This is a genomic window from Catenulispora sp. GP43 (assembly GCF_041260665.1).
Classification (GTDB): domain Bacteria; phylum Actinomycetota; class Actinomycetes; order Streptomycetales; family Catenulisporaceae; genus Catenulispora.
Map to the genome: position 1 here is coordinate 324,630 of NZ_JBGCCT010000001.1, position 19,775 is coordinate 344,404.

Annotated in this window: 13 protein-coding genes; 7 read left to right on the forward strand and 6 right to left on the reverse strand. The window is 70.5% G+C overall.

Features of this window, described 5'->3' with window-relative positions; genetic code table 11:
• Positions 1-22: 22 nt before the first annotated feature.
• On the reverse strand, positions 23-1,846 hold the full coding sequence (locus ABH926_RS01465; RefSeq protein ID WP_370363387.1) for an EsaB/YukD family protein: 1,824 nt from the start codon (positions 1,844-1,846) through the stop codon (positions 23-25).
• Positions 1,847-1,925: 79 nt separating this feature from the next.
• Here ABH926_RS01465 and eccCa point away from each other — a divergent pair, with 79 nt between their 5' ends.
• Positions 1,926-6,002, forward strand: a complete 4,077-nt coding sequence (gene eccCa / locus ABH926_RS01470) for a type VII secretion protein EccCa (protein ID WP_370363389.1) — start codon at positions 1,926-1,928, stop codon at positions 6,000-6,002.
• Positions 6,003-6,057: 55 nt separating this feature from the next.
• Here eccCa and ABH926_RS01475 read toward each other — a convergent pair whose 3' ends face one another.
• The 3 genes from ABH926_RS01475 to eccB form a co-directional block, all read right to left on the reverse strand.
• The gene (locus ABH926_RS01475; protein ID WP_370363390.1) at positions 6,058-7,284 is read right to left on the reverse strand and encodes a hypothetical protein; all 1,227 of its coding nucleotides are present in this window, start codon (positions 7,282-7,284) and stop codon (positions 6,058-6,060) included.
• Positions 7,281-7,637, reverse strand: coding sequence for a PadR family transcriptional regulator (locus tag ABH926_RS01480; protein WP_370363391.1), 357 nt, complete (start codon positions 7,635-7,637; stop codon positions 7,281-7,283). The genes ABH926_RS01475 and ABH926_RS01480 overlap by 4 nt, the downstream gene beginning before the upstream one ends.
• 73 nt (positions 7,638-7,710) lie before the next feature.
• Positions 7,711-9,186 (reverse strand): type VII secretion protein EccB, encoded by a 1,476-nt coding sequence (gene eccB, locus ABH926_RS01485; RefSeq protein WP_370363392.1) that lies wholly within the window; start codon positions 9,184-9,186, stop codon positions 7,711-7,713.
• A gap of 20 nt (positions 9,187-9,206) precedes the next feature.
• On the opposite strand from eccB, the gene ABH926_RS01490 reads away from it, so the two are divergent.
• Together ABH926_RS01490 and ABH926_RS01495 are read left to right on the forward strand one after the other, a co-directional pair.
• Positions 9,207-10,637 (forward strand): hypothetical protein, encoded by a 1,431-nt coding sequence (locus ABH926_RS01490; protein ID WP_370363393.1) that lies wholly within the window; start codon positions 9,207-9,209, stop codon positions 10,635-10,637.
• Between the two features lie 69 nt (positions 10,638-10,706).
• Entirely contained in the window at positions 10,707-12,041 is a 1,335-nt protein-coding gene (locus ABH926_RS01495; RefSeq protein WP_370363394.1) for a M20/M25/M40 family metallo-hydrolase, read from the forward strand.
• A gap of 79 nt (positions 12,042-12,120) precedes the next feature.
• Here ABH926_RS01495 and ABH926_RS01500 read toward each other — a convergent pair whose 3' ends face one another.
• Both ABH926_RS01500 and ABH926_RS01505 read right to left on the reverse strand, forming a co-directional pair.
• Positions 12,121-13,668, reverse strand: a complete 1,548-nt coding sequence (locus ABH926_RS01500; RefSeq protein WP_370363395.1) for a hypothetical protein — start codon at positions 13,666-13,668, stop codon at positions 12,121-12,123.
• 156 nt (positions 13,669-13,824) lie between these two features.
• Entirely contained in the window at positions 13,825-14,586 is a 762-nt protein-coding gene (locus tag ABH926_RS01505) for an SOS response-associated peptidase (RefSeq protein ID WP_370363396.1), read from the reverse strand.
• A 90-nt stretch (positions 14,587-14,676) separates the two neighbouring features.
• On the opposite strand from ABH926_RS01505, the gene aroA reads away from it, so the two are divergent.
• The 4 genes from aroA to ABH926_RS01525 all read left to right on the forward strand — a co-directional run bounded on the left by aroA (position 14,677) and on the right by ABH926_RS01525 (position 19,771).
• Complete coding sequence (aroA, locus tag ABH926_RS01510) at positions 14,677-16,026, forward strand: 3-phosphoshikimate 1-carboxyvinyltransferase (RefSeq protein WP_370363397.1); 1,350 nt, start codon at positions 14,677-14,679, stop codon at positions 16,024-16,026.
• Positions 16,026-17,075, forward strand: coding sequence for a ribosome small subunit-dependent GTPase A (rsgA, locus tag ABH926_RS01515; RefSeq protein ID WP_370363399.1), 1,050 nt, complete (start codon positions 16,026-16,028; stop codon positions 17,073-17,075). The genes aroA and rsgA overlap by 1 nt, the downstream gene beginning before the upstream one ends.
• Before the next feature lie 157 nt (positions 17,076-17,232).
• Positions 17,233-18,657, forward strand: a complete 1,425-nt coding sequence (locus ABH926_RS01520; RefSeq protein WP_370363400.1) for a hypothetical protein — start codon at positions 17,233-17,235, stop codon at positions 18,655-18,657.
• Positions 18,647-19,771, forward strand: a complete 1,125-nt coding sequence (locus ABH926_RS01525; RefSeq protein ID WP_370363401.1) for a hypothetical protein — start codon at positions 18,647-18,649, stop codon at positions 19,769-19,771. The genes ABH926_RS01520 and ABH926_RS01525 overlap by 11 nt, the downstream gene beginning before the upstream one ends.
• Positions 19,772-19,775: the final 4 nt, after the last annotated feature.

The window sequence follows — 19,775 nt, forward strand, 5'->3', positions numbered from 1 at the left end:
GATCGTTCGGATGCTGCGGACCTCAGCCCTTCAGGTTGCGCACCTCGCCGTATACGCCAAGCACCGCCATCAACACCGGCAGCACGGCGAGGAAGGCCGCACCCTCGACCAAGTCGACGGCGCGAGCCCAGCGGGGGGGCATGATCGGCTCGGAGGTGCCGCGGCGGGGGCGGATCGATGCCAGACCGAGGGCCAGCAGCGCGATGACCACCAGGAGCGGGGCGAGCCACATCGCCCGCAGGTCGGGTACAGCGTTGGCGGCCATGGCGCTGAAGGCGATCACCAAACCGGCCAGCCCACTGATGGCGACGGCGAGGACCTGGGCGCGTTCGCGGAACAGACGCGCACGGCACAGGGTCACGCCCGAGACGAGGATCGCGAGCGCCTGTCCCCACACCGTGTGCGGCTCGTCCGATGCGGTCTGCATGGCGTTGATCGGGATGACCAGGAGGGCGACCGAGAGGACGAGGAGCGTGCCGACGCCCGCCGTAAGCCCGGTCAGTACCTCGAGGGTGCGGGCGACGCGCAAGCCGACCACGTAGTTGTTGACCGGGGAGCCCTCGAAGTCACCGGGTTCGACGCCGCTGGTCGGGGGTTCGATGACGAAGCGGGCGGCGGCCATCGCGGCGAAGGGCAGCAGCTCGATGACCAGAGCACAGACGGCGGCCACGATGGCGATACCGGCAGCCGGGCTGGCCTTGGTCAGCACCAGGCCGATGCCGGCGCAAGCGGCGACCAGCCCCACGGTCGCGCCTGCCACCGGTACCGCGAACCGGCGGCCGAGGCCGATGATCGCGGCGAGGGCCATGACCAGGACGGTGGCGGCGCCGACGACGAAGTGGGCGCGGCCGAGGCCGTGTCCGGCTGCGGCATCGGCGGGCAGCAGACCGGTGCCGGCCATGAACGCATAGGGGAGCGACGACGCCACGAGTACGGCTGCCGCGGTGTAGTCACGCTGCTGGTGCGTGCCTGTCGCCCAGGCCATCGCCTCGGCGACGGTGGGCCAGGCCGCGAGGCTGCCGAGTCCGCCGTCGCGGACGCTCTTCACGGCGCGGATAGCCGTATCGCTGCCGAGGGATTGGGTCGCGGCGCGATACGGGTCGGCAGGTTCGGAGGCGAAGGACGCGAGGTCGAAGCTCATGGTCGTGTCGGCCACGTCGTCATCCGGATCGCCGAACGCGTGGCCATAGTCGGCACAGGGATCGGCGTAGGCACGATTCACTCGATCGTGTCTGTGGTCGCGTCGGCCGCGATGCGAAGGATCCGACGGAACACCAGAGCCCGCGCCGTCTCCATACCCGTAGTAACTTCCGCGCCCGACAGCGGACTGGTCGTAACGCGCCCGCCGGATCGCGACGCTGAAAAGCAGCAGAGCGATCGTGCCCGCGACCAAGCCCTTCCAGCCGTGGAACGTCCCAGTGTTGGAGAACCAGAGCACCACCGCACCAAGCGTCGAAGCGACGGCGACCACGGCGAGGGCCGTCGCGCGCAAGGCAGTCGTCGTCCACTGCGAACCGCCGGCGATAACCGCCTCGGCGACGACGTCCGCGATGTCGTCGTAGACCGCGACCTCGGGGAGGTCGTCGGCCGGGCGCAGGCGGAGCACGCCGCCGTGGAGCACGCCTTGCTCGGTCAGCGAGGCTGCCGTGTCCAACGGCTCGCCATCGGCGCCGGTGAGGACGTAGCCGGTCAGGGCGGCCGCGAGGCTGGCGGAGGTCGCGAGCGGATCGCCGACCAGCCGGAGGAGTTCCGGAAGGAGCTCGGCGAGCGGCACGTCATCCGGAAGCGCCACATCGACGCGGCGGGTGGGCGCGACGACGGTGACCCGGCAGTGGTCGCCGGTCACGCCGGGCCGTCCGGCGACCCCGGAACCTGCAGTCATGCCGTTATGGTAGCCAGCCGGTCACTCCGAATACCCTTCACCAGTGAGTACGACCTCTGTCACCCGCGGACCGCGTCGCCCGTCACCGGAAATGCCCGGCGGCACCGTGGTCCTGCAACCGCCGCCGGAGGTGCCGCGGGGCGGCGGGGACGGACACTGGGCCCTGAACCTGCTGCCGATGGTGGCCGGGCTGGGATCCGTGGTGTTCTTCTTCATGCCGGGTGCCAATGCCCTGATGATGATCGTGGGCGGGCTGACGTTCGCCTCCAGCCTGGTGTTCGGGGCCGTGACGGCGGTCCGGCAGCGTGCCGGGGGCAAGAACCGGCTCGTCGACGCCCGGCGCGACTATCTGCGGCATCTGGCGAACATCCGCTCGGAGGTGACGGCAGCGACGCGCGCTCAGAAGACGGCGGCGGGCTATGCCCATCCGGATCCGGACAGGTTGTGGAGCCTGGTCGCGCTGCGCGAGCGCCTGTGGGAGCGGCGGCAGTCCGATCCCGACTTCCTGACCGTGCGGATCGGACGCGGAACGGCGCGTCTCGCGACGGAACTCGTGCCGCCCGACACGGCTCCGATGCAGGAGCTGGAGCCGATGTGCGCGGACGCCCTGCGCCGGCTGCTCGCCGTGCACGGCACCGTGCCGGATCAGCCGGTCTCGATCCCGCTGCGCTCGATCGCGCGCCTGGTCGTGAGCGGCGGAACAGCACCGTCGGCGATGTGCGCGCTGCTGGCGCAACTGGTGACGTTCCACTCCCCCGACGACCTCAAGGTCTGTGTGATCGCGGACGGCGACCGGATCCCGCGCTGGGACTGGCTCAAGTGGCTGCCGCACGTCCAGCACCCGAGCGCACAGGATGCCGCCGGACCGCAGCGCATGATCTACGACGACCGGACGGACGCCGAGGCCGGCCTGGAACAACTGCTGGCCGAACGGCCCCGGTTCACGGGGATCGTCTCGCTGCTCGACCGGCCGCACGTGATCGTCCTCTTCGACACAGTGCTGGCGCCGTCATCGGACTCGTTTGTCTCTGCCTCCGCCTTGTCCTCGTCGACGGGCTCGGCCGCGTCGTCCACACAGCTGATCTCCGACGGCGGCCTGCTCGGGGTGACGATCGTCGAGATCGGCGGGGCCCGGACCCAGCGCCCGAAACGGAACCAGATGGCGCTGCACATCGCCCCCGACGGCACCGCAGCAGTGGAACTGCCGGACGGCCGGGCCGGTTCGGACGGCCGTGCCTTCCCGATCCGGGTCGACACGCTGACCCTGGGGCAGGCCGAGGCGCTGGCCCGCCAGTTGGCTCCGCTGCGACTGTCGGCCGGAGGCGGGGACGAGCCGCTGTTGTCGGCTTTGGAGTTCACCGACCTGCTCGGGATCGAGGATGCCGCCGAGATCTATGCGCCGAGCTTATGGCAGCGTGGCTCAGCCTCACCGCACGACCGGCTGCGCGTGCCGATCGGCGTCGGCGAGGACGGCCAGCCTGTCGTGCTGGACCTGAAGGAGGCCGCGCTCGGCGGCATGGGGCCGCACGGCTTGTGCGTCGGTGCCACCGGTTCGGGCAAATCCGAGCTCTTGCGCAGCCTGGTCTCGGCGTTGGCCCTGACACATTCCAGCGAGCAGGTGAACTTCATCCTGGCCGACTTCAAGGGCGGTGCGACGTTCGCCGGGCTGGCGACCCTGCCGCATGTGGCCGCGGTGATCACCAACCTCGCGGACGACCTGACGCTGGTGGACCGGATGCGCGACGCGCTGGCCGGCGAGCTGAACAGACGCCAGGAGTTGCTGAGGCGTGCCGGGAACGTGAAGAACGTGCACGACTACGACCGGGCCCGGGCCGGCAATACGGATCTGGTTCCGCTGCCGTCGCTGCTGGTGGTCGTCGACGAGTTCTCCGAGCTGCTCACCGCTCGGCCGGAGTTCATCGAGATGTTCCTGCAGATCGGCCGCATCGGACGATCCCTCGGCGTACATCTTTTGTTGGCTTCACAACGATTGGAGGAAGGACGGCTGCGTGGGCTGGACACCTTCTTGTCCTACCGGCTGGGATTGAAGACCTTCTCGGCCGCGGAGTCACGGGCCGTGCTCGGTGTCTCCGACGCCCACAACCTGCCGAGCGTGCCGGGGTCCGGGTACCTGAAGTTCGACAACGAATCGATGATCCGGTTCAAGGCCGCGTACGTATCCGGGCCGTACGGCAAGGCCAGGGAGGTCGCGGCACCGGCGGTGCGCAGCGCGCTCCACCGGAAGCCGGTCTGGTTCACCGCGCTGCACCAGGCGCCGGTGGTGGCGCTGCGCGCCGGGTCGGCCGAGCCGGATCCGAGCGACCCGGCGTCGGTCACCGCGCTGGATGCGGCCAGGGGTTACCAGAAGACGTCCGCGACGGTGCTGGACGTGATCGTGGACCGGCTGATCGGCTTCGGTCCGGCGGCGCACCAGGTCTGGCTGCCGCCGCTGGCCGAGCCGCCGACGCTCGATGTGCTGCTGCCCGGGGTCGAGGTCACCGCTGAGCGCGGGCTGTCGGCGACACGCTGGCACGGGACGGGTCAGCTGCGGGTGCCGGTCGGCATCGTCGACCGGCCGGCCCTCCAGCGTCAGGACCCGCAGGTGCTGGACCTGTCCGGGGCCGGCGGGCACGTGCTGGTGGCCGGCGGGCCCCGGTCCGGGAAGTCGACGGCGCTGCGGACGCTGCTGTTCGCGCTCGCGTTGACGCACACCCCGGCGGAGGCGCGCTTCCTGGTGGTGGACCTGGGCGGCGGGACGCTCGGACCGCTCGCCGAGGTGCCGCATGTCTCGGCAGTCGCCGGGCGGGCGAATCCCGATCTGGTGCGGCGGATCGTCGCGGAGGCGGTCGGGGTGCTCGACCGGCGCGAGGCCGCCGGTGAGACAAAGGCTGAGGCGGAGGCGGAGGCGGAGGCGGCCCAGGGGCACGTGTTCCTGGTCATCGACGGGTGGTCGGCGTTCCGGGCGGAGTTCGAGGCGTTGGAGCAGGACGTCGTGGACATCGCGCGGCGAGGGCTGGCATTCGGAGTGCACCTGTTGGCGTCGACCGGGCGGTGGGCCGATGTGCGGGCCCAGTTGAAGGACGCCGTCGGGACACGGTTGGAGCTGCGGCTCGGTGATCCGATGGAGTCGGACATGGACCGGCGGGCGGCTGCAGAGGTGCCGCAGGGCGTGCCCGGCCGGGGCGTGACGCGGCAGAAGCTGCACACGCTCGGCGCGGTGACAGCCGTACCGCCGGAGGAATTGGCCGCGGCGATCGCGAAAGCGTGGCGCGGGCCGGCGGCGCCGCGCGTGCGGATGCTGCCGTCGCAGGTCGCGTATGACGAGGTGGTCGCACGCGAACGGACGGACGCGGGCGTGGTGATCGGGATCGATGAGGCCCGGCTGCTGCCGATCGCGCTGGACTTCGAGGCCGAGCCGCATTTCGTGGTGTTCGGGGAAGGTGAGGCTGGAAAGTCGAACTTCCTGCGGACGGTGGCGACGGGGCTGGTCGAGCAGGTCACGGCCGGGCGGCTCGAGGCGCGGTTCATGGTGATCGATTACCGCAGGAGCCTGATGGGCGTGGTGCCGGAAGAGTTCAGCGCCGGGTACGGGGTCGCCGGGCCGGCGGCGCTGTCGATGATGTCGCAGCTGGCGGAAGCCTTGCGGGACCGGTTGCCGGGGCCGGAGGTGACAGCGGAGCAGTTGCGGACGCGGAGTTGGCGGACGGGGAAGGACGTGTACGTGTTCGTCGACGACTACGACTTGGTGGCGTCGCCGACGATGAATCCGCTGGGGCCGCTGGTGGAGCTGCTGCCGTACGCGCGGGATGTGGGGCTGCACGTGGTGATCGCGCGGAACAGCGGCGGTGCCGGGAGAGCGATGTTCGATCCGGTTTTGCAGAAGCTGCGGGATCTGAACACCGCCGGGTTGCTGCTCTCGGGTGACCGGGAGGAGGGGCCGCTGGTCGGCGGGGCGCGGCCGAGTCGGCAGCCGGTGGGGCGGGGGCAGTTGGTGCGGCGGCGGGGTGGGACGGTGCTGGTGCAGACGGCTTTGGTGCCGGAACCGCAGTGGGACGCGGACGTTCGGGACGTCAGCGAGAGTGTCGCGGTGGGCGCGCGGGAGGATTCCGGACCCGAGTGAGCATGGACATGACGCGGAGCCCCAACAAGGGTTGGGGCTCCGCGCCGGTGACAGCTCAGGGGGCTGAGGTGCTCGACATCGGCTGGGCCGGCGAGGAGATGGGCGCGACGTAGCCGGACCAGCTGCTGGACTCGACCGGCGTGGGTGTGGCGCTACCGCCGTGGGCGCTCGACGAGCTGCTCGCGACGACAAGGCCGGCGGCCGCGAGCACGCCGACCGCTCCGACGCCGGCCATGACGGCGAGCGCCACGCGGGACGCAGCGGGGCCGGGGCGCCGGCGCGCGCGGTTGACGAGGTAGACGGTGGTCACGGCCGGTGCGATCACGACGACGGCGGGGACGAGGGCGGCCAGCCAGCCGGGCGGGTTCCAGCCGGTGTGGATGGTCTGGCAGGGGCTGTCGGGGACGCATTGGGAGCGGGAGCCGGCGTGCGCGGCGGCGAAGGCGAGCAGGCCGCCGGCTATGCCGCCCGGCAGGACGAGTGTGCCGACCAGCTTCTCAAGGCGAGACCAGCGTGTGGAAGTCCAGAGGAGGACCGCGCCGACGAGCCAGCCGATGCCGGCGAGGAAGCCGCCGAGCAGGAGGAGGGCGACGGCGGTGAGGTCGAGGGTCCCGAGGGGATAGGGGGCTGCAGGCGCAGGCCCTGGCGCTGGGGCATAGGCGGGTTCGGGGAGTGGGGCCAGAGAGGGGTCGTCGCTGAGGGCTGCGGCGACGATCTCGCTGGGTTCGCCGAGAGCGGCGAGCATGGCGCGGACCTGGGACAGGTCGGGTGTGGAGGCGCGGTCGGACGGTGATGCGGCGGCGTTGGGCCCGGTAGCAAGATCCTGAGAACCATTGAATGTGGGACCGGAGGAACGCTCGGCAGACAAGTCGGCGGCCGAACCGGTGCCCACGGCAGCCAGGTCATCACGATCACCGAGGCTCGCAGCACCGGCCAAGTCGCCAGAGGCCTCCGGGGCACCGCCGGCACCGCCGAGGTCGACAGGATCGCCACCGGGATCGCTCACGCCGGCAGCAGCACCGCCGGCAGCACCGAAGTCGACCACATCGCCACCCGGAGCGCTCACGCCGACAGCACCAAGGCCGACCCGATCGCCACCGGGATCGCTCACGCCGGCAGCAGCACCGCCAGCCCCCGCCTCCCGCATCTCGGCGAGCGCCACCTCGATGTGGCTGCGCACGTCCTCCAGCAGCTCGGTGCGGGCGTTCCAGGGCAGGCGGGCTGCCTCGCGGGCGAGTTCCGCCAGGTAGGTGTTGATCAGGTCGTCTGTCGCGGTGCTCATTTCCCCACGCTCCCGTCCTGGGAAAGGAAGTACTCGACGCCGTCGCGGAAGCGGCTCCACTCGGCGGTGAACTCGTCCAGTGCCTTCACGCCTTCGGGGGTGAGGCTGTAGTAGCGGCGGGGCGGGCCGTTGGGTGATTCCTGCCAGGCCGTTTCGACCAGGCGGTCTTTGCGGAGGCGCGAGAGCAGGGGGTAGATCGTGCCCTCGCTGGTGACCAGGGCGTCGACCGCACCGAGTTCGCGGAGGAGTTCTACGCCGTAGCGCTCGCCGTCTCGGAGGAGGGCCATGACGCAGTACTCGAGGACTCCGCGTCGCATCTGGCTGACCGCCTTTGCTGCACCGCCAGGTTCCATGTGTCACAAGGTACTCAGTGTGGCAGGGTTCGACAACCGACTGGCGAGTGGCGAGGACCGGTTGGAAGGAAGCTCAGGAAGTGGAACTAGCAGGACCGGCAGAACCGGCAGTATCGGAGGGACTTGCGGAATCGCCGGCACGAGCGGCATCCGTGACACCGCCGTCAGCAGGCTGGCTGGCCTTGACCGGATCCAGCGCCGGCCCCAGCGGCACCAACCGCAGCCACGGCGCCGGCACCTCACACGAAGCGTTCCCGTCGTAGCCCAACCGCATCGCCGCCGCGCCGACCAGCTGATAGCGCAGACCGGTGTCCGCCACCAGGTAGTCGGGAGCCGTCGCCGGGTCGCTGCCGGACTCGCGCACGATCGTCCCGTGCCCAGAGCGCACCACCACGACCTCGCCGCCGGTACCCAGGGGCTGCGGCAGCGACGAGCGCACCGCCACCTCCATGTGCGCGCGTCCCTGCTGGTCGAAGACCCCGGAGAACGTCGCGCACAGAACCGCGGCACCGCCGACAGCGCTCTGCGAAGCCCCGGAGAAGCGCGGCGGGAGGGCCGGCCATGACAGTGTCTGCGAGGCTGCGGTCGTCACCAGCATGTCCGGTGTCACCTTGCCCGGCGGCAGGGTGGTCTCCGTGAACTTGAACTCGGCCAGACGCGGATCGCGCCGGTAGAGCTCGTACATCGTCGGCGTGACGGCCGCGATGCCGTCCCCGGTCACGATGTAGTACTCCGCGACCGCGCCGTCGGGTCCGAGGGTGCGGCCGAACATGCCGATGCGGTTGAAGCCGTCGGGTGCGGGGCGGGGGTCCGGGCCGCCGTAGTGGCCGGAGATGGTCGGCACGCCCAGGACGTCGCCTGCCGACAGGCCGCCCAGCCAGGTCTCCGGGACGTGTCGTGGCTTCACCGTGCCGGTGCCGAAGGCCGCCGCGACCGAGGCTCGGTCGCCGACCCGGTACTTCAGGCCGTCCTCGACCACCCATTGCTGGCCCGATTCGTCCTGGACCAGGAGTGCGTCAGGGCCCGACAACACGCCGGGGTCGGTAGGGCCGCCGACCGTGAAGCCGATCTCGACCGCCGTCTTAGCGGCCGGTGTCACGCAGGCCGACCAGTCCTTCAAGTCCAGGTCACCGGCGGCCGGCAGCGAGCCCGGGACCCTCGCCAGGCCTACCGTCGGCCCCACATGCTGCAGAAACGGTGCCAACTGCGAGGGCTTCGGCTGCGCCACCTTCGGCATCGGGCCGAGCATCAGCTGTGCCGATGTCGAGTTCAGGACCGGGTGCAGGCGTCCGTCGAGCATCACGTACTGCGTGCCCGAGCCGTCGGCGATCAGGTCCTTCTGCCACTCGTTCTTCGACCGCGGATGGAGGTAGCCGACGACACCGGCCGTCCCGAGGGCGACCACGACCACGATCGCGGCCACGAGCGTCGCCCGGAACGGCCGCGGCGCCCCTTCGCCGACGCCGTCCGCACCCGGCCGCAGCAGCGCTCCGATGACCCGGCGCCGCGAGAACTCCGCCGCGGTCAGCTGCTCCTTTCGCGTCGCCATTCCCCGTACGATACGTCCTCATGCGGACCTTCGCTGGCATGGGTCTGGTGCCGGCGGGCCAGTTCACCGCCGCGAGTGGCGTGGCCGCGGCCTGGCGCCTGCGCACCCGTCGAAAGCAGCCGGAAACGGCGGTCGCCGAAACACCATCGATGGCGTTGAGACTCGGCGGCAACAGCGCAGGTATCGCAGGATCGGATGATCAAAGGCCGCGCAACGGCCGGGACAAGAGCTCGAACACTTCGAAGCGATCCAGGCCGCCGATCCCCGATCACGTCAGCACGGTCCTGGAGATCGAGCCGGTCGACGCCGTCCTGTGCTCGGCCGACCCTCCGGTCCCGATCCCGCCCGAGATCCTGGCCGGCCTGCACGAGGACCCGCTGCTCGGGCTGGCCGACGTGCGGCTGGTCCAGCATGTCCAGCCGACCGGCGCCGGACTCCCGGAACGCTCCCAGGCCGGCGCCTCGTACCAGAGCCTCAACCAGGACGTCGCCCGCCGCCTCGGCACCGATCCCGTCCCGGCTACCCGCCTGACCTGGCTGGCGTTCCGTCTGGAGCTGCCCGGCAGCCGCCGTCATGCCCTGGCCGCCCGGGCCGCAGGTCCGATCCTGGCGCGCGGCGGCGGCATCGCGGGAGCGCACCGGACGCTCGACAAGGCGGCCCGGGCCGCGTCGGCGAAGCTCGCGCTCGCCGGCTATCGCACGATCACCCTCGCCGACAGCGACTACACAACGAGCCCAGACGGCGGTTACCGGCCCGGTTCCGGCAGCGACCTGGCCCAGACCCATGACGGTTCATATACAGGTACAAATACGGCCCCCGGCACCAGGGCAACTCCGGGCGGCGTGCTGATCGGGATGGACCCGGCCCATCGTCCGGTGACCCTCGGCCTGTTCCACCGCAGGACCCTGAGTACCGCGATCATCGGCAGCCTGCACCTCGCCCAGATACTGGCTCTGCGCTGCGCCGCGGTGGGTGCCCGGGTGATTGTCGAAACCGCGCGCCAGGCCGAGTGGGACGCGGTCCTGCTGCACTCCGGTCTGGACGCCGCACGTCTGATCGTCCAACCAGTCGGACGTCCCGTCGGCCATCCCGGCTGGCCCATGCCGAGCATGGCCACGCCGCTGCTCGTCCTGCGGGACTGCGGCGCCCGCCCGCCCTACGCGGAAGTGCCCCGCGGGCCCTGGACCTCGATCGTCACCCTGCTCCCCTATTTCGATCCGCGCACCGCCGGCTATCTCCGGGACGCGGATCTGGTGGGGCTGCAACGGTTGCCGCGCGAGGAAGCGGCGATGGCGCGGCACGTGCTGTCGCTGCCCGACAAAGACACCGCCGCCCTGGCCGACCTACCCGATCCGATGGTTCTGTGGCGTTCCCGGAAACGGACCATGCGCTATTGCGAGTTCGCGCCGACGAAGTGGGAGGAAGCCTTTCTCGGCGAGCCTGTGCGATGAGGCTTTGACCGCTTGCCGCGTCCGCCTGAGCACGGCCCCGGCAAAGATCGGGCAGCGTAGGGTTGGGGCATGACGAGCACCCCGGACTCCGAAGAAGTCCCCTACGGCGAGGTCGTCGGCTTCCTGCGCGACCTCATCCGGATCGACACGTCGAACCCGGTCAAACCCGAGCGGCCGGCGGCCGAGTACGTCGCCGAGAAGCTCGCGGAGGCCGGGCTGGAGCCCCAGATCTTCGAGTCCGAGCCGGGCCGGGCCAGCGTGGTGGCCCGGATCGAGGGCTCGGACCCCAGCGCCGACGCGCTGCTGCTGCACGGCCACCTGGACGTGGTGCCGGCCGACCCCGCCGACTGGACCTTCGACCCGTTCGCGGCCGAGGTGCGCGACGGCATGGTGTGGGGCCGGGGCGCGGTCGACATGAAGGACATGGACGCGATGATGCTCGCCGTCACGCGCCGCATGCTCCGCGAGGGCCGCAAGCCGCGCCGCGACGTGGTGCTGGCCTTCCTGGCCGACGAGGAGGCCGGCGGCAACCACGGCGCCAAGTTCCTGGCCAAGCAGCACCCGGACCTGTTCGACGGCGTGTCCGAGGCGGTCAGCGAGGTCGGCGGCTACTCCTACGAGGTCTCGCCGGACCTGCGCTTCTACCTCATCGAGACCGCGCAGAAGGGTCTGGCGTGGATGCGCCTGCAGGCCCGCGGCCAGGCCGGCCACGGCTCGATGATCAACGACGACAACGCGGTCACGGCGCTGGCCGAGGCGGTCGCGCGCATCGGCCGCCACGACTGGCCGGTGACCCTGACGCCGACCGTCACCACCTTCCTCGCCGAGGTCACCGAGGCGCTCGGGGTCGACTTCGACCCGAAGGACCCGGCCTCGGCGCGGGCCGCGGTGGCCAAGATCGGCCCGCTGGCCCGGTTCATCGGCGCCACGCTCCAGCACACCGCGAACCCGACGAAGCTGGAGGCCGGGTACAAGGTGAACGTGATCCCGGAGCGGGCCTTCGCCGAGGTGGACGGGCGCTTCCTGCCTGGCCTGGAGCAGGAGTACTTCGCCGAGATCGACAAGCTGCTCGGCCCCGACGTCACCCGCGAGTTCACGCACTACGACATCGCGCTGGAGGCCCCCTTCGAAGTGCCGCTGGTGGAGAAGATGATGGCCTCGCTGCAGGCCGAGGACCCGGCGGCGCGCGTGGTCCCCTACTGCCTGTCGGCCGGCACCGACAACAAGACGTTCGGCGTGATGGACATGGGCCGGGGCTTGATCCGCGGCTACGGGTTCGTACCGCTGAAGCTGGACCCGAGCCTGGACTTCGCGGCGATGTTCCACGGCGTGGACGAGCGGGTGCCGCTGGACGCGCTGGAGTTCGGCAGCAAGGTGCTCGACCGGTTCCTGACAGTAGCCTGAAGCGACGACGTGAAAGCCCGGCCCCGCAAGCGATGCGGGGCCGGGCTTTCACGGGTGGGCGGCGGGAATCCGGTGGGGCTCAGCCCTTGTCCGGCGAGGTCCGTTTGAACGGGTTCTCCGACTCCGGATCGGTCAGGGCCAGATAGCCGCCGCTCGGTTGATACGAGCTGAGCTGCTGGGTCCGGGTGTTCGGGTCGGCGACCAGCGACGGGACCTGGACCGTGCGCCGGTGGTCCTCGTCGAGCGCCTTCGGGTCGATGCCGGACTCCCCCAGCGCGCGGCGGCTGGCCTTCTCATAGAGGTTCACGTAGCCGCAGCGGACCGTGAGGCACTTGGCGATCCGGCCGGTGATCGACTCGAAGAAGTCCTTGCGGTAGGCCTCGTCGGTGACCGCGGACACCGCGAAGAAGAACGCGGAGAACGTGGTCAGCAGGATCGCGGTGCGCAGCAGCGGTTCGGAGAACTCGAGGTTGGTGCCGGGGATCCGCGCGTAGAAGCCGAAGAGCTTGCCGGGTTCGATGATCTTCATCCAGGTCTCCGCCTGCTCCTTGGTGGCGAAGTGGCAGGCCTGCATGTAGTCCTCGGCCGTGCGCGAAGAGCTGGTGAAGACCGCGTCCTTCGGACACTCCGGTGTCTTCAGCCAGTCCGCGACCTGCCCGTTCGTCACCGCCAGCTTGCCCAGCGACACGAAGTAGACGAACACCACCACCGACAGCAGAAGGATCTGGATCACCTGTGTGAAGCCCAGCACGAACAGCATGTTGACCCGCTGCCGCCGGTCGGTCCGCAGCTGCGGCAGCTCGTCGTCGAGCTCGCCGACGTGCTCGTGCAGCGGGGTGTCGGCGGCGGCCGCGATCACGGCCTCCAGATAGTAGTCGCCCTGCAGGTTCTTGACCTCGCCGGGCAGCCGCACCATCAGGAACAGGAAGGTGATCGCGGCGAAGAACAGCGTCGTGTACCAGAGCTGGCTGCGCTGCTCGAAGGACGAGGCGATGTGCCACATGTCCACGTTCAGGAACAGGAACGTCCCGAACAGCGCGAGCATCGGCAGCGCCTTGCTCGCCAGGTTCCCCAGGTTGCCCAGTTCCTCGAACGAGTGCCGCAGCGCCCACTTGAGCACCGGCAGGATCGCGTAGGCGGTCAGCAGGTAGACCAGGGCCAGCACGCCTATGTTGGCGAAGAAGTCGGCGGCCACCGCGCTCCAGCTCGCCCCGGACAGCTTGCCGACCACCGGCCCGAGCAGCACCAGCAGGGTGATCTCCACCGGCCCGATCTTGCGCGGCCAGCGGTACCAGCGCTGCGGCTGCCGGAGCAGGTTGGCGACCAGGATCACGACCGCGACCGCGACCAGCCCGATGGCCCCGCCGATCAGCCGGTCCTTCCAGGTCACGGTCTTGCTCGTGAGCTCAAGGCCCATCTGGAAGACGACTAGGACGACGAACAGCGGCAGCGCGCGGTTGAAGACGTCCTCGGTCGCCTTGTAGTTCTCGATGAAGTGCGGCAGTCCGCGTTTGATGAACCACTTCTCGACGTCGTCGAGGTGCAGGTGCGCGTCGGCCAGCGCGCGGCGTTCGTCGCGCTTAGCGGCCATGGCGCGCGCGCCGCGGGACAGGGTGGGCGTACTCACGGTCCCCCCGGAGAGTGAGCCTATTGAGGCAGAGGCTGGATGAAGACCCGCCGATCCTAAGGCATGCCAACCCCCTGTCACACCGAGGCAGAACCCTGTCTCAATGCCTGGATGGTTCCGGCCTGCGCGTTCTCATCCGGCCCGTCCCACGCGGCCTCACTCGGCCGCCAATGGCACCACCAGTTCCGGTCCGTTGTTCCGCACCGAGTTCACCGCCGGCGAGACCGGATAGGTGTCCAGGTGCGGGTCACGGCCGGCGTCCAGCAGGCCCAGCAGCGCGTCGGCGTCGCCCTCGCCGGAGCCGTAGTCGGGGTCCAGCCAGGCGTCGTAGCGCGCCCTCGGGACGATGACCGGCATCCGGTCGTGGATGTGGTGCAGCTCGCCGACCGAGGCGGTGGTGAGGATCGTGGCCGACCACAGCCAGGCCGCCGGGTCCTCCTTGTCCTCGATCTCCGGGTCGCGCCAGAGCTCGTACAGCCCGGCGAAGGCCAGGGTGTCGCCGGAGCCGTCGTGGATGAAGAACGGCTGCTTGACGGGCTTGGGGCCGGCCGGCTTGTACCACTCGTAGTAGCCGTCGGCCGGGATGATGCAGCGGCGCTTCATGAAGGCGCGCTTGAAGGAGGCCTTCTCGGTGATCGTCTCGATGCGCGCGTTGAACATCTTCTGGCCGATCTTGCGGTCCTTCGCCCAGGACGGCACCAGGCCCCAGCGGACCTCCCGCAGCTTGCGCACCGCCTCCGAGCCGGGCTCGGCGTCCCGCGGGTGCCGCTCGATCGCGGCCACGACCGAGTCGGTGGGGGCCACGTTGTAGTTCGGTTCGAAGGTCTGGGCGACCTGCTCGGCCACCTCCGACTGCCCGATGCCGAGCTGGTCGGCCAGCTGCGAGGGGTCGGTCCGGAGCACGTAGCGTCCACACATGCCACCGAGCTAACCACGAGTCGCCCACAGGAACCCAGCCGGCATCCGGCGCCGCCAGCGGTGATCGGCCGTACCGACTAGCCTTGACCCATGACTTCCGCCGAGAAGAGCCTGTGGTCCGCGCCGTCCGCCAGCCGCCCCGTGACGGCGGGCGTCCGCGTCCCGGGCTCGAAGTCGGCGACCAACCGGGCGCTGCTGCTGGCCGCGCTGGCCGACTCGCCCTCGACGATCACCGGCGGGCTGCGGGCCCGGGACTCGGTGCTGATGATCGGCGGACTGCGGGCGCTGGGCGTCGAGGTGGACGCCGGCGAGACGTTCGACGCCCCGGTATGGCGGGTCACGCCGCCGGCTCAGCTCAGCGGCGGCGCGGACGGGACGCCGGCGAAGGTCGACGTCGGCCTGGCCGGCACCGTCATGCGCTTCCTGCCCCCGGCCGCGGCGCTGGCCGCGGGCCCGGTCTACTTCGACGGCGACCCCTACGCGCGCTCCCGTCCGATGGGCACGCTGCTGCAGGCGCTGCGCGACCTCGGCGTCCGGATCGACGACGGCGACCGCGGCACCTTCCCCTTCCTGGTCGAGGGCGTCGGCGAGGTGCCCGGCGGGCTGGTGGAGCTGGACGCCACCGCCTCCTCGCAGTTCATCTCTGCGCTGCTGCTGGCCGGCTCCCGGTACCGGAACGGCGTCGAGGTGCGGCACGTCGGCGGGCCGATCCCCTCGCAGCCGCACATCGACATGACCGTGGAGTTCGTCCGGGCCGCCGGCGGCGCCGTGGACGCCTCCGAGCCGGGGCGCTGGGCCGTCACCCCTTCGGTCCTGCACGGCCGCGAGTGGAGCATCGAGCCGGACCTGTCCAACTCCGCTCCGTTCCTGGCCGCGGCCCTGGTGACCGGCGGAACCGTGACCGTTGCCGACTGGCCGGCCGCGACCACCCAGGCCGGGGACGCTTTGCGGCACCTGCTGCGGGAGATCGGTGCCCGTGTGGAACTCACTGGCGCGGGGCTGACCGTCTCCGGCGGGGCCGGCGTGCACGGCATCGAGGCCGACCTGCGCGACGTCGGCGAGCTGACGCCGACCCTGGCCGCCGTCGCGGCGCTGGCCGACTCCCCGTCCCGGTTCACCGGCATCGGGCACCTGCGCGGGCACGAGACCGACCGGCTGGCCGCGCTGGCCCGGGAGATCAACGGCCTGGGCGGCGACGTGGTCGAGGAACCGGACGGCCTGCTGATCCGGCCCCGGCCGCTGCACGCCGGCGTCTTCGCCACCTACGACGACCACCGGCTGGCCACCGCTGGCGCGGTACTGGGCCTGGCTGTGCCCGGCGTGGAGGTGGAGGACATCGCCACCACCGGCAAGACGCTGCCGGACTTCCCGGCGATGTGGGCGGCGATGCTGGACGCCGACGACCATGACGTCCCGGCCCCGACCGGGGTCCACAGCTGATGGCGGGCGCCGGCCGGAAGCTCGACAGCTACGACGAGAGCGATGTGCGCGTCCGGGCGAACCCCAAGGGCAGCCGGCCGCGGACCAAGAGCCGGCCGGCACACGAGGACGCGGCCACCGGCATGGTGATCACCGTCGACCGCGGCCGCTACACCTGCCTGGTGACGGACAAGAAGAAGACCCGGACCGTGATCGCGATGACGGCCCGCGAACTGGGCCGGCAGCGGATAGTGGTCGGCGACCGGGTGGGCCTGGTCGGGGACCTGTCCGGGTCGCCGGACGCGCTGGCCCGGATCGTGCGGGTCGAGGACCGGCGGACCGTGCTGCGCCGCACCGCCGACGACACCGACCCGGTGGAGCGGGTGCTGGTGGCCAACGCCGACCAGCTGGTCATCGTCACCTCCTTCACCGATCCGGAGCCGCAGCCGCGGATGATCGACCGCTGTCTGGTCGCCGCCTACGACGCCGGCATGGCGCCGCTGCTCTGCCTGACCAAGGCCGACCTGGTCATAGCGTGGCAGGAGGACGCGATCCTGGAGATGTACCGGCCACTGGACATCCCGATAGTGGTCTCGGCCAACGCCTCGGGAGCGAAGGATCTCGCGGCGCGGCTGGCCGGGCGGACGTCGGTGCTGGTCGGCTCCTCGGGCGTGGGGAAGTCGACGATCTTCAACAAGCTGGTGCCGACGGCGTTCCGGGCGACCGGGCGGGTGAACGCGGTAACCGGGCGCGGGCGGCACACCTCGTCCTCGGCGCTGGCGCTGGAGCTGCCGGGCAAGGCCGGCGGCTGGGTGATCGACACGCCCGGCGTGCGCTCCTTCGGGCTGGCGCACGTGGACGTCAACCGGCTGATCGACCACTTCCCCGACCTCGCCGAGGGCACGGAGAACTGTCCGCGCGGCTGCCAGCACGACTCACTGGCGCCGGAATGCGCGCTGGACGCGTGGGTCGCCGAGGGCCATGCGGACCCGGCGCGGCTGAACTCGCTGCGGCGCCTGCTGGACGCGCGGTTGGGCGGGGAGCCGGCGGCTGTCGTCGTCGAGAACTGAGAGCGGAAATCAAAGAGCAGCCCGCACGCCTGTTCGCGTATCGTGAGGCACGCCGGTCGCGGGACTTGTGACGCGACTTCCGGAACCTGCCTTTGGAGCAACGATTCGCAGCTCGCGCCTTCCTTCCCCGACCGGCATCAAGGCGTATGGGCGCGATGTGGTGGCGGCGGAAGACGTGTTGCTCTTCGTCAATGCGGCGACCGCCTCCACCGGCCAGCGGGAGTTCTCCCAGGATGCCGAGCAGCAGACGATGTCGCTGGCCTTCCTGCACGAGTACATGCGGGTCAACTATCGCGAGCTGTATGCCGCGACGTTGGCGCTCGGCATCAACGACCACAACGCCGTGCTCGCAATACGCGGGCTGCTGGGCGATGCGCGGGACATCACGCCGGAGCAGAAGGCTGTAGAGGGACGCCTTATAGCGCGGACCCTACTGACGCTTCCCCCGCCGCGCGTGTTCCGTCTCTTCAAGGCGTTGCAGCGCGATGGCGTCAACAATCGGCGGACCCGCGCGATCATCCGAGACTGGATGACCGGCCTCGACAATCCGGCGTACCACGCGGTCAAGTACCGCAGCGGTTTCAAGGCCGGGCTGAAGCACGCACACGTAGACCTCGGCGACAGCGAACTGCGTGACTTCCTGTTCGGGCCACTCCAGCGCAAGCCCTATAAGACTCCGATCCTGGAGACGTGGCGGCAGGCGCACTACGACGGCAACGTCCTCTACAAGCTCCCGTACACCGTTGCCGAGGGCTTCGCCGCTAAGCGCGGCATCAAGCGTGAAGTCTTTCTAGACCGCATCGGCAAGCAGATGACTCCGTTGGAGAAGCTGCGCACCGACCGAGTGCCGATCGATCCGCTGGAGCTGATCAGCGGCAAGGCGAAGTATTGCGGGACAGACCAGATCCCGTGGCTGACCCGGCTCGCGGTTCGCATCCTGGCGATGCCGCTGGACGAGCGAGCCGCGCGACGCGCCGAACTCACCGACGGCATGCGCCGTTTTGCCCGGTGGGAGGCCGACAAGCTGGCTGGGACCTGGGGACGCGTCACGGCGGTACTCGACGACAGCTTCTCGTCCTTCGGCTCGCCGGTGAAACGGCGCCGACCGCTCGCCGTGGCGCTGGCGACGCACTTCCTGCTGGAGGCGCTGGCAGCGCCGGGGCAGTACACGCCGCTGTGGATGTCCGGACGCGACGATCCGCTGCTGTCGTACCCGAGTGGCGCGACACCGCTCGGCACCCGTCTGCTGGACGCGTTGGAGACCTCGCCGGAGCGCCTCGTCGTGGTCTCGGACGGCTGGGACAACAGCCCTCCGGGGCTCGCCGGCGAGGTGCTGCGGGTGTGGCGCACCCGGCTGGATCCGGCGCGGCGCGTGGACATCGTGCACGTCAACCCGGTGTTCGACGCCGAAGGGCTGGATGTGCGGGCCCTGAGCCCGCTGGTGCCCTCGGTCGGCATCCGCGACGCCGAGGACCTTGTGCTGCTGGTCGAGCTGGCGCAGTTCGCGCAGGGGCGGGTCGGGCTGCCGGAGCTGATGGCGTATCTCGACGGCCGGGTCCGGAGGTTCCTCGGTGCGGATTGATCTCACCGGCCTGCAGTCCGGGCCTTCGCAGACGTGGGGTGCGCTCCGTCTGGTGCCGCTGCTGCGCGACCGGCCGGTCGAAGGCCTGCGGCTGCACAGGATCGCGTACTCGGAGGAGCCGCGCTGGAGCGAGGTGAAGCTGACCTCGAAGATCTCGTACTACTCCTACATCCCGCACGGCTTCGTCGCCGACTGGAACCGGGAAAGCGGCGACAGCAGCCAGTCGGCGGCGTTCGGGACGCAGCTCCTGGACCAGCGCGGCAGCGTGCGCGGCATGCCGATGCAGGTCCACCGCCGGATGACGCAGAAGCTGGGCAAGCAGCGGGCGCGCTTCCTGCCGCTGCACTTCGCGATCGAGGGCTATCTCAGCCTGCATTTCGGCGGGCCGGACATCGCCTGGCGCGAGTGGTCGGACCGGCTGCTGCGGCGTGGGCTGTCGCCGCGGGTGGAGGCCTCGTACCGGGGCACGGTGGTGGCAGGCCTGGAAGACGCGCTGAAGGTCTTCGAGATCCACGAGGGGCAGTGCGGCGTGCTGCTGTACACGGCCGACACGCTGGCGGCGGCGTTCGCGGTGCCGCATCCGGAGGACTACCGCGAGCTGCACCCGACGCTGGTGCTGGACCACTTCGGCGAGTTGGTCTACCAGTACGCGCTCATGACGCTCGCGGTCGACGAGTTCCGGGCCTACATCGCCGACGAGGGCATCGACAGCCTCGCGCGACTACGGACAGCCGCCGAAGCGCAGAACGCGCAGTGGGCCGAGTTCCACGACCGAGTGATGGCGAACGCACTTCTGGACCACGACTACACAGCGGAGCGCGGGTACCAGATGGGCGAGTTCGACCTGGTCCGTTTCCGGCCGCGCTTCAAGCCCGGCGAGGAGAACCACATCGGGGAGGCGATCACCGACCAGACCGGCGCGATCGCCTACCTGAAGACGTTCCGGCTCTCGGAGGCGCAGATCCGGCGCGGCTACCTGCTGGAGCTGCTCGCCTCCCACGGCTGGCGGCTGTCGGCGGCGGCCGAAGCCATCGGGACCACCGCCGAGGATCTGCGCGGGCGGATCCGGGCGGCGGGCTTCGAGATGATGTTGCGGCAGAAGGAGAAGCGGTAACGCC

Coding starts and splice junctions, on each gene's coding strand:
- ABH926_RS01475 (WP_370363390.1), bottom strand. CDS start 7,284: ATGAGCACCGCGACAGACGACCTGATCAACACCTACCTGGCGGAACTC.
- ABH926_RS01480 (WP_370363391.1), bottom strand. CDS start 7,637: ATGGAACCTGGCGGTGCAGCAAAGGCGGTCAGCCAGATGCGACGCGGA.
- eccB (WP_370363392.1), bottom strand. CDS start 9,186: ATGGCGACGCGAAAGGAGCAGCTGACCGCGGCGGAGTTCTCGCGGCGC.
- ABH926_RS01490 (WP_370363393.1), top strand. CDS start 9,207: ATGCGGACCTTCGCTGGCATGGGTCTGGTGCCGGCGGGCCAGTTCACC.
- ABH926_RS01495 (WP_370363394.1), top strand. CDS start 10,707: ATGACGAGCACCCCGGACTCCGAAGAAGTCCCCTACGGCGAGGTCGTC.
- ABH926_RS01505 (WP_370363396.1), bottom strand. CDS start 14,586: ATGTGTGGACGCTACGTGCTCCGGACCGACCCCTCGCAGCTGGCCGAC.
- aroA (WP_370363397.1), top strand. CDS start 14,677: ATGACTTCCGCCGAGAAGAGCCTGTGGTCCGCGCCGTCCGCCAGCCGC.
- rsgA (WP_370363399.1), top strand. CDS start 16,026: ATGGCGGGCGCCGGCCGGAAGCTCGACAGCTACGACGAGAGCGATGTG.